The 16,260-nt window shown below is 42.5% G+C and carries 14 protein-coding genes; 1 reads left to right on the forward strand and 13 read right to left on the reverse strand.

Features of this window, described 5'->3' with window-relative positions:
* Positions 1 to 29: 29 nt before the first annotated feature.
* From ACXYSM_RS05440 to ACXYSM_RS05495, 12 genes are all read right to left on the reverse strand, one after another.
* Positions 30 to 1,184: an MFS transporter gene (locus ACXYSM_RS05440; RefSeq protein ID WP_458634631.1), complete on the reverse strand. Its 1,155-nt coding sequence runs from the start codon at positions 1,182 to 1,184 to the stop codon at positions 30 to 32.
* A gap of 179 nt (positions 1,185 to 1,363) precedes the next feature.
* Positions 1,364 to 2,290, reverse strand: a complete 927-nt coding sequence (ftsX, locus tag ACXYSM_RS05445; RefSeq protein ID WP_458634632.1) for a permease-like cell division protein FtsX — start codon at positions 2,288 to 2,290, stop codon at positions 1,364 to 1,366.
* The gene (ftsE, locus tag ACXYSM_RS05450) at positions 2,283 to 2,975 is read right to left on the reverse strand and encodes a cell division ATP-binding protein FtsE (RefSeq protein ID WP_004251332.1); all 693 of its coding nucleotides are present in this window, start codon (positions 2,973 to 2,975) and stop codon (positions 2,283 to 2,285) included. The genes ftsX and ftsE overlap by 8 nt, the downstream gene beginning before the upstream one ends.
* A gap of 15 nt (positions 2,976 to 2,990) precedes the next feature.
* Positions 2,991 to 4,086, reverse strand: a protein-coding gene (gene prfB, locus ACXYSM_RS05455) for a peptide chain release factor 2 (RefSeq protein ID WP_115253954.1) whose coding sequence is annotated in 2 segments (ribosomal slippage) — positions 2,991 to 4,013 and positions 4,015 to 4,086 — 1,095 coding nt in all. Because the reading frame shifts where the segments join, the coding sequence is not laid out codon by codon here.
* A gap of 179 nt (positions 4,087 to 4,265) precedes the next feature.
* Positions 4,266 to 5,525: a TRZ/ATZ family protein gene (locus ACXYSM_RS05460; RefSeq protein ID WP_458634633.1), complete on the reverse strand. Its 1,260-nt coding sequence runs from the start codon at positions 5,523 to 5,525 to the stop codon at positions 4,266 to 4,268.
* A gap of 332 nt (positions 5,526 to 5,857) precedes the next feature.
* Positions 5,858 to 6,796, reverse strand: coding sequence for a peptide-methionine (R)-S-oxide reductase MsrB (msrB, locus tag ACXYSM_RS05465; protein ID WP_070677658.1), 939 nt, complete (start codon positions 6,794 to 6,796; stop codon positions 5,858 to 5,860).
* Between the two features lie 124 nt (positions 6,797 to 6,920).
* Positions 6,921 to 7,790, reverse strand: coding sequence for a homoserine kinase (thrB, locus tag ACXYSM_RS05470; protein ID WP_458634634.1), 870 nt, complete (start codon positions 7,788 to 7,790; stop codon positions 6,921 to 6,923).
* 1 nt (position 7,791) lies between these two features.
* Entirely contained in the window at positions 7,792 to 9,078 is a 1,287-nt protein-coding gene (locus tag ACXYSM_RS05475) for a homoserine dehydrogenase (protein ID WP_458634635.1), read from the reverse strand.
* Positions 9,079 to 9,365: 287 nt separating this feature from the next.
* Positions 9,366 to 10,088, reverse strand: a complete 723-nt coding sequence (gene yaaA / locus ACXYSM_RS05480) for a peroxide stress protein YaaA (RefSeq protein ID WP_458634636.1) — start codon at positions 10,086 to 10,088, stop codon at positions 9,366 to 9,368.
* Between the two features lie 79 nt (positions 10,089 to 10,167).
* Positions 10,168 to 10,332: a DUF3953 domain-containing protein gene (locus tag ACXYSM_RS05485; RefSeq protein ID WP_458634637.1), complete on the reverse strand. Its 165-nt coding sequence runs from the start codon at positions 10,330 to 10,332 to the stop codon at positions 10,168 to 10,170.
* Positions 10,333 to 10,451: 119 nt separating this feature from the next.
* Positions 10,452 to 10,862, reverse strand: coding sequence for a peptide deformylase (locus tag ACXYSM_RS05490; RefSeq protein WP_458634638.1), 411 nt, complete (start codon positions 10,860 to 10,862; stop codon positions 10,452 to 10,454).
* Positions 10,863 to 11,074: 212 nt separating this feature from the next.
* Positions 11,075 to 13,759, reverse strand: coding sequence for a cation-translocating P-type ATPase (locus ACXYSM_RS05495; RefSeq protein ID WP_458634639.1), 2,685 nt, complete (start codon positions 13,757 to 13,759; stop codon positions 11,075 to 11,077).
* Positions 13,760 to 14,029: 270 nt separating this feature from the next.
* Between ACXYSM_RS05495 and ACXYSM_RS05500 the strand changes: the two genes are divergently transcribed.
* Positions 14,030 to 15,220 (forward strand): cation diffusion facilitator family transporter, encoded by a 1,191-nt coding sequence (locus tag ACXYSM_RS05500; RefSeq protein ID WP_458634640.1) that lies wholly within the window; start codon positions 14,030 to 14,032, stop codon positions 15,218 to 15,220.
* A gap of 43 nt (positions 15,221 to 15,263) precedes the next feature.
* Here the strand turns inward: ACXYSM_RS05500 and scrK are convergent, their stop codons facing one another.
* Complete coding sequence (gene scrK, locus ACXYSM_RS05505; protein WP_458634641.1) at positions 15,264 to 16,151, reverse strand: fructokinase ScrK; 888 nt, start codon at positions 16,149 to 16,151, stop codon at positions 15,264 to 15,266.
* Positions 16,152 to 16,260: the final 109 nt, after the last annotated feature.

Here is a 16,260-nt window from a genome sequence, read left to right on the forward strand (position 1 = left end):
CAAGGATTCTCCTTGAGTTTTTTTCTTTGTTAGGCTTCTTTTTTCAATAAAAGGGAAACAAAGACCGAAGTGGCAATCATCCATGCCCCTAGAATGATAAAGGTCATACGACCATCCTGTGTCACCAGACCAATCCCTGAGAGAACGAATGGCGTTAAAGATGCCCCAAAGCTGCATCCCAAAACCGCATAGGAAGTTGCTTTATTGAGGAGTTTTGCAGGGATTCTCTCAGAAATCAACTGAAAGACTGTCGTCAGAGCGATGCTGTAGGCAAAGCCTCCCAGGATAGAACCAGCAACGACTACCCAGAGTGATGGAGCAAGAGCGATGATGATTTGCCCGATACCAAAAGTGACACCAGCGACCAATAGAAGTCTTTCTTTGAAGGTCGAAATCAGGAAAGAAAAGCTGATTCCAGCTAGAATCCCAATCAACTGCATGGCACTAAGTACCAAACTGGACAACTGAGCATCTCCAAACCCTGCCTCAATCATGAGACTAGGGATACGGAAGGTGATAGCCGTATTGGTACATACAATCACTGCGGCTGCAATAGCAAGGAAGAAAATGAGCTTTTTCATAGAAGCAGTCAATCTTACTGCTTCTTCTGTCTGATGCTTGGACTCGTGAATTTCTTCCTTGTTGTAAGGGACAAATAGAAGAAAGAGCACCAAGACTACCAAGCCTGCTGCATAGGCTAGGAAGGTTGCTGTCCAGCCAAATGCTAACAATTGCCCGACTGCCAGCGTCAAGATAGATGCTCCTACTACCTCAGCCGATCCACGAAAACCAAGCATCTGGATACGGGTTTTGCCGTGATAGCGTTCACTGATGATCGAAATAGCCTTGGCATTGAGCATTCCCACTCCAAGCCCAAATAGCAAGCGGGTTGCAAAGACAAAGTAATAACCCTGATACCAGAAAGGTGCAGTTCCGCTGATTGACAAGATTAAAAGTCCCAAGGTCAACTGGAGGCGTTCAGGAAAAATACGCTCTAGAACTCCGTTCAATAAAAGCATGGCCATAATCCCAAAGGATGGGAGGCTGACCAAGAGTTCGACCTGACCAGTCGAATAGCCCTGATAATAGTCAAACATGGCGGGTAGGGCACTAGAAATAGAAAACGATGTGATCAATACTAACGATAGGGAGAGTATGCTCACTTTTTCCAAAAATTGTTTCATCTTTTCCTCATTCATTGTTCATTTTTCATATTAGTAAAAAGTTCCTTTCCTATCATACACTCTTTACCCAAAATTGGCAAGCGACTGAGCACCTAGACCAAAAGAAAAAGCGGGGCATCAAGAGCTGTGAAGTCTTGATGACATCCCACTTTTTTATGTGTTTTATCCAGTTATTTGACTTAGATTTTCAAGAATCGACGCATTGAGATTCCTGAACCAAGTGAACCGATACAGATTCCGATGAGGAACAAGAGACCGATCATCAATGGAATAAAGGTATTCGGTGTAATCAAAGATAGGTTTTGACCAACCAAGGATGGGTTGACAGATTGGAACACTCGGTTATAGACAAAGTAAACCAATGCTGATGGAAGAGCTGCTCCCAACAATCCGATAAAGGCACCTTCTAGCAAGAATGGGCCACGGATGTAACCGTTCTTGGCACCAACCAAACGCATGATTTGGATTTCACGGCTACGTGAAATAATAGTAATACGGATGGTATTTGAAATCAAGAAGACTGCGATGAAGATCAAGAGTCCTGCGATGACCAATCCCCATACACGGATGAAGGAAGCCAACTTGAAGAGACGTTCGGTATTGGCACCACCGTCTTGAACTTCAGAGACACCTTCGATTTTCTTAGCTTCTTCAGCTACAGGTTTTACATCACTTGGTGAATTGGTATCTACGATGTAGGCATCATGAAGAGGGTTTGCATCTCCTTCAAACACCTTCCACTCATCACCCATAGTTTCAGTCAGCTTTTGGTACTGCTCTTCTTTACTTGAGAAGGTTACATTTTTTACAGCTGGCAGAGCTTTAAGGGCGTTATAGACCTTGTGGTAGTCATTGTTCGTGACTGTTTGGCCTTCTTTTACAATGGTTTCACTGTTGTCTTCAACGTCTTTACGAACATAAACCATGACACGGACGTTGTTTTCAATATCAGTTGCTAATTTCGCAGTATTGAAGATAACTGAAGCAAAGATAGCAACCAAGGTCAAGGTAATCATTACTGAACTGACAGCAGCAATGGTCATCCATCCATTACGCTTTAAACTCTTTAAAGCTTCGAACAGATGGCGGAAAAATCTACTAATCATCGTATCCGTACTCTCCTTTCGCTTCATCACGTACCACGCGACCATTCTCGATGGCAATAACGCGGTGGCGCAAGGTATTTACGATTTGGCTGTTGTGGGTCGCCATCAAAACAGTTGTTCCTTGAAGATTGATACGTTCCAAGAGGTTCATGATTTCCCATGAGTTATCTGGGTCCAAGTTTCCTGTTGGTTCGTCGGCAATCAAAACCTTAGGATTGTTTACGATAGCACGCGCAATGGCGATACGTTGTTGCTCACCACCTGAAAGTTCATTTGGGAATGAACGAACCTTGTGCTTCAAACCGACAAGGTCCAAGACTTCCATAACACGTTTTTTGATGTTACGACGACTTTCACCAACAACCTCCATGGCGTAAGCAATGTTCTCATAAACGGTTTTCTTTGGCAAAAGTTTGTAATCCTGAAAGACTACTCCAACGTTTCTACGCAAGAACGGAATATCTTTCTTTTTAATTTTAACGAGGTTATAACCTGCAACTTGCAAGCTTCCTTTGTCGATTTTGACCTCACGATACAAGGCACGGATAAAAGTTGATTTACCAGCACCTGAAGGTCCTACGATGTAGGCAAATTCTCCTGCATCGATATTTACAGTGATGCCACGTAGGGCTGTTGTCCCGTTGTCGTATTTTTTGACAACATCTCTCATTTCAATGATTGACATGTGACTTCCTTTCTTTTAACTGATACGCCATTTCAGATAAGCATCGATGAAACCATCTAGGTCTCCATCCATTACCTTATCTACTTGCGCTACTTCAAAGTTTGTACGATGGTCTTTTACCATTGTATAAGGCGTAAATACATAGGAGCGGATTTGGCTTCCCCATGTAATTTCCTTTTTCTCACCCTTGAGCGAGTCTACCTCAGCAGCTTTCTTTTCCTGCTCCATCTGGTAGAGTTTTGCCTGAAGCATCTTCATAGCACGGTCACGGTTCCCGTACTGGGTACGGTCAACAGTTGATGCTACGACGATGCCTGTCGGAATGTGGGTCAAACGGACACCTGTTGAAACTTTGTTGACGTTTTGTCCACCTGCTCCACCTGAACGGAAGGTATCCATCTTGATATCATCCTCTCGGATGTCAACTTCGATGGTATCATCCAACTCTGGCATAACTTCTACAGAAGTAAATGAGGTGTGGCGACGTTTAGCAGAGTCAAATGGTGAGATTCGAACCAAACGGTGAACTCCCATCTCAGACTTGAGAAGACCATAAGCATTTGGTCCTTCAAAAGACAAGGTTACTGACTTGATTCCTGCCTCATCACCTGCTTGGTAGTCTAAGACCTCAACCTTGAAGCCTTTGGCATTTCCATAGCGAGTATACATACGAAGGAGCATATCGCCCCAGTCTTGAGCCTCTGTCCCCCCTGAACCAGGATGGATTTCAAGGATGGCGTTGTTGTGATCGTAGGGCTCTGACAAGAGAAGGGTCATTTCGTAGCTAGTCATCATCTGGTCTAACTCAGAGAGTTTCTCAACTAGCTCATCCTTAACGGATTCATCCTCTGCCAAAAAGTCCAGTAAAATCTCAACTTCATCCTGCAACTCATCCATCTTGTGGAAGGTATTATAGGTATTTTTGAGTTCGTTCAATTCTTGCGACGTTTTTTGGGCCGCAATATTATCGTTCCAAAAATCAGGTTCTGTCATTTTGTTTTCCAAAATGGCAATTTCTTCCTCTAATCCTTCGAGGTCAAAGAGACCCCCTGAAAGAAGCTAATTTTTCACGATTTGCATCAATTTTTTGACGAATTTCTGAAATGTCCATAGTTACTCCTTTTTTTGCATCTTATTATTATACCACAATTTTTTTTTTTTATCTAATAGGTGTTTCTCTAATTTAGTATCAATATATTTCTGCAAGACATCTACTCGCCTGATTTCTAGCAAAAATTTAAAAACCTCACAAGAGATTTCCTATGAGATTTCGTAAATTTATACTACTTTTTACAAGTTAACAGTCAGCACTTGTCCGTCTTTTACGACTTGCTCACCAGCGATATAGACATCATTAACATCACTGGATTTAACGGCATAAACGAGGTGAGACAGCATGTTTTCTTGAGGTTGGAGATGGATTTTCCCTTGGGGTTGGATGACGAGGAAATCAGCCTGCTTGCCGACTTCTAGACTACCAATTTCATCTTCCATTCCCAACACCTTAGCACCCTCGATCGTCAGAGACTTGAGGGCAGTTTCAATCGGAAATTGGCTGGCATCACCATTCTTCATTTTCTGTAAGAGCGCTGCCGTACGCCCTTCTTCAAACATATCGAGGTTGTTGTTAGAAGCAACGGAATCTGTTGCGATACCAACTGCTACTCCTGCCTTTTGAAGTTGGACGACTGGTGCAATCCCTGAGGCTAGCTTGAGGTTGCTGATAGGATTGTGAGCGATAGCGACTTGCGAATCTGCCAAGCGGGTAATTTCTGCTTCATTTAACTCAACACCGTGAGCAAAGACAGCTTTATAATCTAAATATCCGAGCTCATCTAGAAAGGCTAATGGGCGTTTGCCATAGCGTTTCAGGATAATGCCTGACTCTTCCTGTGTCTCAGCTACATGGATATGGAGGGGGATGTTTTCTTCTTTTGCTAGGTCAAGACTTGCTTCAAGTAATTCTCGACTACAGCTGTAGGGCGAATGAGGGGCCACCATCACCTTGAAATTTGGATCCTGATAACCTTTGATCGTCTCGATGACAGCTCGAGTTCTAGCTATCGTCTCATCCGTCGTCTCAGTTTTTGAAGAAAAGAGGGTCGGAGAAAAATAGCAACGCATCTTGGAAGCCTTAACTGCCTCATAAATCTTCTCTATATCCACACCATTGGGATTATACATATCGTTGAAGGTTGTTGTCCCTGATTGGAGCATCTCTGTCAGAGCTTCCTTGACAGCCTTTGTGGTCATCTCTGGTGTAAACTCTGCTTCTGCTGGCCGGATATAATCCTCGAGCCATTCGTGGAGATTGCTGTCATCACGAATCCCTCTCAAGCCTGTCATGGCAGAGTGAGTATGGCAGTTAACCAAGCCAGGCATAATCCAAGCACCCTGATAGTCTATAAGCTGTTCAGCTTGATCTAAGATTTCTTGTTTCTCTTGGCCAACATAGACGATTTGGGATTCTTTAATAGCTAAAGTCCCATCCAAATAGACGTGGAAATCTTGGTCACAAGTCACGATATTTACATGCTGAAAGACTTTCATCCCTAGACTCCTTTTCTATATAAGTATTTATACTGGATAATTTTTCTAGCTATTGTAACAAAAAAGTCACCCGAAGGCAACTTTTCTTATTGTTTATGGGGTTTAAAGTAAGAAAGTAAGTGTTTCATGAGTCCCTTCTATTTCAACATGAAGAGAGTGTGACAAAAGCCCTAGCCTCTCAATTGTCTTTGGATTGTCGATCAAGACGCAGTGGTTGAGTGGGCTCTACTACGCTGATTTCATCAGCTTTTACAGCCCTACTCAACTGTGCGGAGGTGGGACGACGAAATCGAATTCTAACGAATGAACGATTTCTGTCCCACTCTCTCTTTTTACTTGTTCAAATATGGAAGCAGGTAGCCGTAGCCGGCTTCTTCCATTTCATCCTTAGCAATGAATCGTAAGGATGCAGAATTGATACAATAGCGTAAACCACCTAGTTCCTGAGGTCCGTCTGTAAAGACATGTCCCAAGTGTGCATTTCCTGAACGTGAACGAACTTCGATACGTTCCATTCCATGACTCAAGTCCTGGTAGTAATGAATGAGTTCCTTGGAAATAGGACGGCTAAAGCTTGGCCAACCACAGCCTGAGGCAAACTTATCCTTGGCAAAGAAGAGGGGCTCGCCAGTCGTGATATCGACATAAATTCCTTCCTCAAAAGTTTGGTCGTAGGCATTGCTAAAAGGAGCTTCCGTCGCAGCTTCTTGCGTTACTCTATAGGACTCTTCTGATAAACTTTCTCGTAAAACTGCCTGACTCGGTTTTTCATAGTTGGCGGCATCTATCAGTGGTTTCTCAGCATCTCTCACATCGATATGGCAATAGCCTCCAGGATTTTTCTTGAGGTAGTCTTGGTGATAGTCTTCAGCTAAGATATAGTGGCGAAGCTTCTCCACTTCTACTGCAATTTTACGACCGATGAGGAGTTCTTGTTCACGAACTACTGTATTAATAGTCGGTAAATCCTCTTCATCTAGGTAATAAATCCCTGTGCGGTACTGACGACCACGGTCATTGCCTTGTTGGTTGACAGATAAAGGATCAATGACTCGGAAATAATAGAGCAAGATCTCACGAAGCGATACCACCTTTTCATCGTAGACGACTTGCACAGTCTCTGCGTGATCTGTTTCTTTGATCAATTGATAATTGGTGGTTTCTACTTGACCATTAGCATAACCAACACTTGTTTGCAGCACTCCAGAAATACGTGAAAAGTACTCTTCTAAGCCCCAAAAACAACCACCTGCTAAATATATTTCTGCCATTTCAAATCCTCCTTGACCATCCAGCGGTCGACAAAACTGGGAAACATTTCATATCCCATGTTTCATTTTCAAAAAAAGGACAGGAAGCCCTCTAATAGAGAGTTTCCCCATCCCATTGTTCTGTTTATTTTTCTTCGACGCGAACGCCTTGTGTATCTACTTGCAACTCATGAAGCTTGCCTTTGAACGGTTGCTTTTCAAGCTCAGCCTTAATCTTAGGCATCTTGTCAGGATCAGCCAAGACCATAACAGTCGGACCAGCACCAGACAAGTAGGTCGCATAAGCACCATTTCTCTTGGCAACTTTCTTGATGGTCGCAAATTCTCTCACCAGTTCTTGACGGTAACGCTCATGGAAAAGGTCACTCTCAATCGCCTGGCCTGCTTTGACCATATCTCCTGTCAGTAGAGCTGCGATAGCCACATTGGCGATAGAACTTGCTGCAACAGCTTCTTTATAAGAAAGTTTCTTAGGCAAGACACCACGACTATCTCGTGTTCGCAATTCATAGTTCGGAATGTAGGCTAGGAAGGCACACTCTGGAAAAGGCGCCACTACTGCTGAAACCTGACCTTCGACTGAGCTTGCAATGACCAGATTACCATAGATAGCAGGTGCAACATTATCAGGATGCCCTTCAATCTTAGTCGCCAATTGTAATTTTTCATGTTTGCTTAGCTTCAAGTTTCCGAGTTGATTTGCCAGTTCAATCCCAGCAACGATGACCGAGCTCGATGAACCTAGTCCACGCGCAAGTGGAATATCACTAATCATTTTCAGGCGTCTGGGTTGTAGGTCTGGAACAATTTGTAGAGCAATCTTTAGCAAAAGATTACGTTCATCACGTGGAATCCATTTGCCTAATTGATGCTCAATCATCCATTCTTCACGTTCCTCACAAACCTGAATTTCTAGATACTTAGTTACAGCTACGCCAACCGAGTCAAAGCCAGGACCCACATTGGCACTTGTAGCAGGTACAATAATCTTCATCTTAGTCTCCTAAAACCTTGAAGGTGTTGAGAAGTTCAAACTCGGCTACCGCCTTCAAAGCGTCTGTAATATTTTCAAGTTGCGCCTTGTTGATTTTATGAGTGATGATGACAACACGAGCCTTGCCTTCTTGCTTACCATCTTGAAGGATTTGCTTGAAGGAAATATCTTCTGCGTTAAAGAGCTCTGCCAATTTCAATACTTGTCCTTTTGAATCTGGAGCCAAGATTGAGAAATAGTAGTTAGCTTTGACATCTTCTGGCTTAGCCAAGACTACTGGACGGCTGTATTCATTAAAGGCTTTTCCAATTGTTCCATCATTCAGACGACGAACGATGCGGGCAATATCAGCCACAACACTTGTTGCAGTTGGTTTTTGACCAGCACCTGGTCCATAATACATAGACTCGCCAATACCGATAGACTCCACAAAGACAGCATTCATAACACCATTAACACTTGCAAGTGGATGTGCTTTAGGAAGGAAGGTTGGCGTAACCTCAGCAGCAATACCAGAAGCCGTTTCTTCGATAGAACCAACTAGTTTTACAACATAACCAAGTTCTTGAGCTACTGCTACATCTTCTGGAGTGATGTTGCGAATCCCTTGGTGACCCACATCTTCAAACTTGACATTCATCCCAAAGGCGAACTGACTGAGGATGACCATCTTGTAGGCTGCATCAATCCCATCAACGTCATTGGTAGGGTCGCTTTCAGCAAAGCCAAGTCGTTGGGCTTCTGCCAAAGCATCTTCATAAGACCAACCTTCTGTTACCATTTTGGTCATCATGAAGTTAGATGTTCCGTTGACAACACCAAGAACACGTGTGATTTTATCTGATGCTAGTGAGTTGACCAAGGTACGAAGAATTGGGATTCCTCCAGCAACTGCTGCTTCGTAGTATAGGGCAACATTGTGAGCTTTGGCTACCTCAAGCAATTCTGCACCATGAACTGCCAAAAGGTCCTTGTTGGCTGTCACGACATGTTTACCTGCTTCTAAGGCACGAGTGATAAAGGTTTTAGCAGGTTCGATACGCCCCATCAACTCAACAACGATCGTGATGTCTTTGTCTGACAAGATTTCATCGATATTTGTTACAAAATTAAAATCATTTCCTGCTTCAAGCAAGCGGGCTTTCTCTTGATCGTCTTTGACCAAAACTTTAGCTACTTCAATTTCTGACTGGGCTGCTTGAACAATTTTTTCTCTATTTTCCTTTAGCAAGAATGGCACACCACTGGCTACTGTACCAAATCCAAGTAAAGCAATCTTAACTGACATGTTTGTCTCCTCGAAATTTTCTAATAGTCCTATTATACCAAAATTGTGAGAAAATTCCTACCATTCTAAACTAAAAATAGGAGCACCAAATTACAAAAAAGGGCTGGGACAAAAGTCCTAGCCTCTCAATTGTCTTTGGATTGTCGAGCAAGACGCAGTGGTTGAGTGGGCTCTAACTACGCTGATTTCATCAGCTTTTACAGCCCTACTCAACTGTGCGGAGGTGGGACGACGAAATCGAATTCTAACGAATTACCGATTTCTGTCCCACTCTCTCTATTTTCAATCTATTTTACAAAAGCCAATTCTTTCTCACTAGACAAGTCTTCTCGATAATTGAAACCCGCAAAGCTGAGCTTTTTAATCTCTTCAACCGACGTTACCTGATTTTCCATCAAGGCTGTTAAGAAAGCCCCTCTAGCTTTTTTAGAAATAGTTGAGTGGATTTTAAGTTTACCATCTCGCTCTTCCATAAACTTAAAGGTCACCATTTTCTCACGGATTTCTTTAGGAAAGACAGTTTCAAACTCTGATGACAAGAGAGAAAAGATTAACTCTTGGTCGTTCATTGACTCCTCATAGGCCACCTTCCAATGACTTTTCAGGCTTTTCCCAGCAACTTTAAGCTTCATCAAAAAGTCCAGTCTATGAGGCGCAATCGGTTCAAAGGCTGGAATCACACCATAGAGAGCTGACGTTATCATGAGGTGTTTCTCCAGATAGGTTTGCTCCTCTTTGGTGAGATCTTCCCGTTTGATGTTGCGATACATAAGTCCATCAAAGAGGTGCAAGGCTGGATAGTTTGTCGCAGTTCCATTTTTTAAGGCTTGAATATGGACATACTCTTCTTGTGCTTTTTCGGCAGATATTTTGTAAAAGTTCTCCAGCTCTTGGGCAGAATATCTGGCCAATTCATCCAGCACTGCCTGACTTTCAGGACGCAACGGTTTAGCCTCTAAACTAGGGATTTCGGTATTAATTTCTTTTGCGGTTGGGATTAGAATTTTCATAGTGTTAGTGTAGCATATTTTTTTAGGACTACCAAGGATTTGTACCTAAAAACCTCGGTGACTACCGAGGCTTCTTTCATTATTTGGGCAATCCTAACCAGATTGCAAAGAGAACTAGTGCTGTCCCAAGGCAGCTTGCCAAGATAGATGACAGAGTAACCTTTTTCTCCTTTAGGTGAGAAAATCCTATCTTCAAAGCGAAAAGACCAAGCAACATCGAACCAATCATCAGATAAAATCCCATTTGACTGTCCTCCATTTATTATTCTTTCATTTATTATCACAAATTTCAAACAAGAGTGCAAGAAAAACGAGGTTGTTTCCTTAAGCTTGAAGGATGTACCCTGATCTAGGATACAAAGCCTATATGATAATCCCTTCCAAATGATCCAATTCATGCTGACAAATCTGAGCCGGAAATCCTGTCAAGGTAATGGCTTGCTCTTGCCAATGGATGTCTCTGTAGCTTACTGTAATCTTCTCATACCGAGTTGTAGGTCTGACACCTGTCAAAGACAAACAACCTTCCTCTGTCTCGTATGCTCCTTCAAAAGATTGGAGAACTGGATTAAACATAACCATAGGAATCATTCCGATATTAAAAATAATGACACGTTTTTGTACCCCAATCATATTGGCCGCTAGTCCAACACAGGTTTCTCGATTAGCCAATAGGGTATCCTGCAAATCCTTTGCTAGGGATAAATCTTCCTGACTAGCAGGCTGGGATACCTGCGACAAAAACAAGATATCTTTTACAATTTTCTTTTCCAAGATTCTTTCCTCCATACCATATCAGTCTACTTGATTATAGCACAAAATTATACTCTTCGAAAATCAAATTTAAACCACGTCAGCTTCACCTTGCCGTACTCAAGTACAGTCTGCGGCTCTCTTCCTAGTTTACTCTTTGATTTTCATTGAGTATTATTTCAGTTTATCTTTATATAAAACAAAAAGCCATCCGAAGATGACTTTCATAATGCTTAAATAGCGTTTTTATCTTTTCCAAGCGCTCGTTGAACTGCTTTGACAATCTCAACAAGGACTACAATCATAAGCGCTCCTACGGCAACAACCATCCATTGCGTCAAGCTCAAGTGTGACACGTGGAAGAGATTATTAAATCCAGGAACTAAAATCGTCACCACAAAGAGGACAAAGGCAACTGGGATAGACCAGTTAAAGGTCTTGTTGGTAAAGAGTCCCACTTTAAAGATTGATTGGTAAACCGACTTAACGTTAAAGGCATGGAGCAATTGGATCAAACCGAGCGTTGCAAAAGCCATGGTAAGGGCATCCGCATGGATTTCAGTATGACTTTGGTGCTCTGGGAAGAGAAGAGCCCAACCATAAACACCTAAAACTAGCATAGTTTGGAAGATTCCTTGATAAATGATTGCTCCGAAAACACCACCATCAAAGAAGTTAGACTTACGACCACGAGGTTTGTGGGTCATAACACCTGGTTCAGCAGGCTCTACCCCAAGAGCGATAGCTGGTAAAGTATCTGTTACTAGGTTAATCCATAGCAAATGCACTGGTTGAAGCACATCCCAACCAAACAAGGTTGCAAAGAAGATGGTGAAAACTTCAGCCATATTGGCAGACAAGAGGTATTGGATTGATTTTTGGATATTTGAGAAGACCTTACGTCCTTCTTCTACCGCTACGATAATGGTTGCAAAGTTATCATCGGCAAGGACCATATCAGAAGCTCCCTTAGAAACCTCTGTACCTGTAATCCCCATACCGATACCAATGTCAGCTGTCTTAAGTGATGGCGCATCGTTAACTCCATCACCTGTCATGGCAACAACCTTACCTTCTTTTTGCCATGCTTTCACGATACGAACCTTGTGCTCAGGTGATACACGGGCATAAACAGAGTATTGCTTGAAGACTTTTTGGAATTCTTCATCAGAAAGTTCGTTCAACTCAGCACCCGTGAAGACATGGTCTTCTGTGTCATTTGGATCAATGATTCCGAGACGTTTGGCAATAGCTTCTGCTGTATCTTGGTGGTCACCCGTGATCATGATTGGACGGATACCCGCTTCCTTAGCGACACGAACAGCTTCTGCAGCTTCTGGGCGCTCAGGGTCGATCATGCCGACCAAACCAGAGAAGATGAGGTCAGATTCAACAATTTCAGATTCCAAGGTTGGAATTTCGGCGCTTGTCTTATAAGCCATCATCAAGACACGGAGGGCTTGTTTAGCCAAGTCTTTGTTGGTTGCAAGGATAGCTTGTTTATCTTCTTCTGTGATGGGGCGAACTTCCCCATTGACTTCGATACGTGTCACACGCTTGAGCAATTGGTCAGGTGCACCCTTGACAGCGATAAAGTAAGAACCGTCAGATTCTTTATGAATAGTAGACATAAGTTTACGGTCTGAGTCAAATGGCAATTCAGCCACACGTGGTTCATCCTTCAAGACTTCACGAACATCAAAGTTGTGGTCCAAACCAAACTGTACAAGAGCAGTCTCCGTTGGATCACCGATCAATTTGCCAGATGGGTCTACCTTGGTATCGTTGGCAAAGTTCATGATACGTAGCGTATTGTTGTTAGCAGCAATTTCTGTTGCAGAGCTTTGCAATTGACCGTTGGTATAAACCTTTTCAACCGTCATTTGGTTCATGGTCAAGGTACCTGTTTTATCAGATGCAATGATTTCTGTTGAACCAAGCGTTTCAACCGCTGGTAATTTACGGACGATTGAATTCCGTTTTGCAAGAGTTGTTGTTCCCAATGATAGAACGATGGTTACAATGGCAGGAAGCCCTTCTGGAATAGCCGCTACTGCAAGAGCAACCGCCACCATCAAGCCTTCTAATGGATGTTCTCCACGAACAAAGACACCAACCAAGAAGGTAATCACTGCAATCACAATGATTAAGTAAGTCAAGGCCTTAGATAATTGTTCCAAGCTTTGCTTCAATGGTGTCTCTGTCTCGTCAGCATTAGCCAACATATCTGCAATCTTACCAACTTCTGTATACATACCAGTGTTAGTCACGACACCAATACCACGACCGTAAGTTACGTTTGAGTTTTGGTAACCCATGTTAACACGATCCCCGATACCTGCATCTGCTTCTACCATTTGAGTAATATCCTTTTCAACCGGTACAGACTCACCAGTAAGAGCAGCTTCTTCGATTTTAAGAGACGCAGCTTCAAGCAAACGCATATCGGCAGGCACCACATCTCCAGCTTCTAGCAAGACGATGTCCCCAGGCACCAATTCTTTTGAGTCAATCTCAATAACATGACCATCACGACGAACACGAGCCATCGGGCTAGACATATTTTTCAGAGCTTCAATGGCTGCTTCTGCTTGCCCTTCTTGGTAAACCCCAAAGGCAGCATTCAAGACAACAACTGCCAAGATGATAATGGCATCCGTTAGACCGTCCATTCCTTCTGTAATCACAGAAAGTGCCGCTGCCGCAAGCAAGATGATAATCATCAAATCCTTAAATTGATCAAGGAATTTAGCTAGTAGGCTACGTTTCTCTCCCTCTTCCAACTCATTACGACCATAAGTCGCTAAGCGTTCTTGAGCTTGAGCAGTTGACAAACCTTCGATAGATGAGTCCAAGTTCTTTAGGACTTCTTCTGAGGTTTGTGTGTAAAACAAGTCTTTATTTTGTTCTTTTGACAAAACAGTCTCCTCCTTTTTGGCCTCTTTTTACAAAAAAAGAGACCTGTTTTTTAAAAAAACAAGTCTCGCTGTTTAATATAGTGCCGGAAATAATTCGTAATGACGACACTATCGCGGTTTCCCGCCAGCTACTCCCTTGAGTAATCCTATTATATCAGAATTTCAAAAGTTTTCAAGTTTTGAGGTGTGTTTAACTTACTTCCCACATTTGAATTTTCCTTGGAAAACCAGTATAATGAAAGAATACTAAAATGCTAGAAGGGGAGTTAGATGAATCAATCGGTTTCAAACTTAAAATTAGCTGAGCGCGGTGCGATTATCAGCATCTTGACCTATCTATTCTTGTCTGCAGCTAAGCTAGCAACAGGACACTTGCTCCATTCATCCAGTTTGGTAGCTGATGGTTTTAACAACGTTTCAGATATCGTTGGAAATGTAGCCCTTCTCATCGGGATTCGTTTGGCTCGCCAACCGGCTGATAGAGATCATCGCTTCGGCCACTGGAAAATAGAGGATTTGGCAAGTCTCATCACTTCCATCATCATGTTTTACGTTGGCTTTGATGTTCTACGGGACACCATTCAAAAGATACTCAGCCGAGAGCAAACGGTCATTGACCCACTTGGGGCGACTCTGGGAGTCATCTCTGCCATCATCATGTTTGCCGTTTATCTCTACAATACCCATCTGAGTAAGCAAGCTAAATCAAAGGCCCTCAAGGCAGCAGCTAAGGATAATTTATCAGATGCCGTGACATCTCTTGGAACTTCTATTGCTATCCTGGCTAGTAGCTTTAATTATCCAATCGTGGATAAGTTGGTTGCAATTATCATTACCTTCTTTATTCTTAAAACTGCTTATGATATCTTTATCGAGTCATCCTTCAGCCTTTCTGATGGTTTTGATGAACACTTGCTCGAAGATTATCAAAAGGCTATCATGGAAATCCCTAAGATTAGCAAGGTCAAATCACAACGGGGTCGTACCTACGGAAGCAATATTTATCTGGACATCACTCTGGAAATGAACCCAGATCTGTCTGTTTTTGAAAGTCACGAAATTGCGGACCAGGTCGAATCTATGCTGACAGAACGATTTGGTGTCTTTGATACAGATATTCATATCGAACCAGCACCAATCCCTGAGGATGAAATCCTAGATAATGTCTATAAAAAATTGCTCATGAGAGAGCAACTAATCGACCAAGGAAATCAACTGGAAGAGTTACTTGCAGAAGACTTCATTTATATTCGCCAGGACGGACAAGAACTGGACAAGGATGCCTATAAGGCGGAAAAAGAACTGACCTCTGCTATCAAGGAGCTTCATTTAACTTCTATCAGTCAGAAAACAAAACTCATCCGCTACCAAGTCGGTGATACCATTCATACCAGCATCTGGCGCCGTCACGAAACTTGGCAAAATATTTTCCATCAGGAAACAAAAATAGAAAAAGACTAAAACAGAACTCCCAACTTTCTCAGTTGGGAGTTTTACTACATTCTTATTTTGCAACGCTCTTAGCAAGAACGAAGTTTCCTAGTGTAGCTGAACCATTGCCAGCAACAGCTGGAGTCACGATATAGTCACGTACATCTGGAACTGGGAGGTAGCCATTGAGTAGGGCTGTGAATTTCTCACGTACACGGTCAAGCATATGTTGTTGAGCCATAACCCCACCACCAAAGACGATGACATCTGGACGGAAAGTTACAGTCGCATTCACTGCGGCTTGAGCAATGTAGTAGGCTTGAACATCCCAGACAGAGTTGTTGAGTTCAATGTTTTCCCCACGAACACCTGTACGAGCTTCCAAACTTGGACCAGCTGCATATCCTTCCAAACATCCATTATGAAAAGGACAAACACCTTTAAATTCTTTTTCAATATCCATTGGGTGTCTAGCCACATAATAATGACCCATCTCAGGGTGACCAACACCGCCAATAAACTCGCCACGTTGGATAACACCTGCACCGATACCTGTACCGATTGTGTAATAAACCAAGTTTTCGATACGACCGCCGGCATTATTACGAGCAACCACTTCACCGTAGGCAGAACTGTTTACGTCTGTTGTGAAGTACATTGGCACGTTTAGAGCGCGACGAAGAGCACCAAGCAAGTCTACATTTGCCCAGTTAGGTTTTGGAGTTGTTGTGATAAAGCCGTAAGTTCTTGAGTTTTTATCGATATCAATTGGACCAAATGAACCAATGGCAAGTCCTGCAAGATTGTCGAATTTTGAGAAGAACTCAATGGTTTTATCGATTGTTTCAATAGGTGTTGTTGTAGGAAATTGTACCTTTTCTACAACATTATAGTTTTCATCTCCGACAGCACAGACAAATTTTGTACCGCCTGCTTCCAAACTTCCGTATAGTTTTGTCATGATAAACCTCTTGTATTTATTTTCTCTATTATAGCATATTCCCATAAGGAAAATTACTCTATATTTTAGTTTTTTCTCTGTAAATTTAATCATTCAAGCAAAAACGAAC

The sequence above is a fragment of the Streptococcus sp. V940 genome (genome assembly GCF_054353495.1).

Bases quoted from the DNA above. Each gene is read 5' to 3' on its own strand.
- ACXYSM_RS05440 (WP_458634631.1), bottom strand. From the start codon at position 1,184: ATGAAACAATTTTTGGAAAAAGTGAGCATACTCTCCCTATCGTTAGTA.
- ftsX (WP_458634632.1), bottom strand. From the start codon at position 2,290: ATGATTAGTAGATTTTTCCGCCATCTGTTCGAAGCTTTAAAGAGTTTA.
- ftsE (WP_004251332.1), bottom strand. From the start codon at position 2,975: ATGTCAATCATTGAAATGAGAGATGTTGTCAAAAAATACGACAACGGG.
- ACXYSM_RS05460 (WP_458634633.1), bottom strand. From the start codon at position 5,525: ATGAAAGTCTTTCAGCATGTAAATATCGTGACTTGTGACCAAGATTTC.
- msrB (WP_070677658.1), bottom strand. From the start codon at position 6,796: ATGGCAGAAATATATTTAGCAGGTGGTTGTTTTTGGGGCTTAGAAGAG.
- thrB (WP_458634634.1), bottom strand. From the start codon at position 7,790: ATGAAGATTATTGTACCTGCTACAAGTGCCAATGTGGGTCCTGGCTTT.
- ACXYSM_RS05475 (WP_458634635.1), bottom strand. From the start codon at position 9,078: ATGTCAGTTAAGATTGCTTTACTTGGATTTGGTACAGTAGCCAGTGGT.
- yaaA (WP_458634636.1), bottom strand. From the start codon at position 10,088: ATGAAAATTCTAATCCCAACCGCAAAAGAAATTAATACCGAAATCCCT.
- ACXYSM_RS05485 (WP_458634637.1), bottom strand. From the start codon at position 10,332: ATGGGATTTTATCTGATGATTGGTTCGATGTTGCTTGGTCTTTTCGCT.
- ACXYSM_RS05500 (WP_458634640.1), top strand. From the start codon at position 14,030: ATGAATCAATCGGTTTCAAACTTAAAATTAGCTGAGCGCGGTGCGATT.
- scrK (WP_458634641.1), bottom strand. From the start codon at position 16,151: ATGACAAAACTATACGGAAGTTTGGAAGCAGGCGGTACAAAATTTGTC.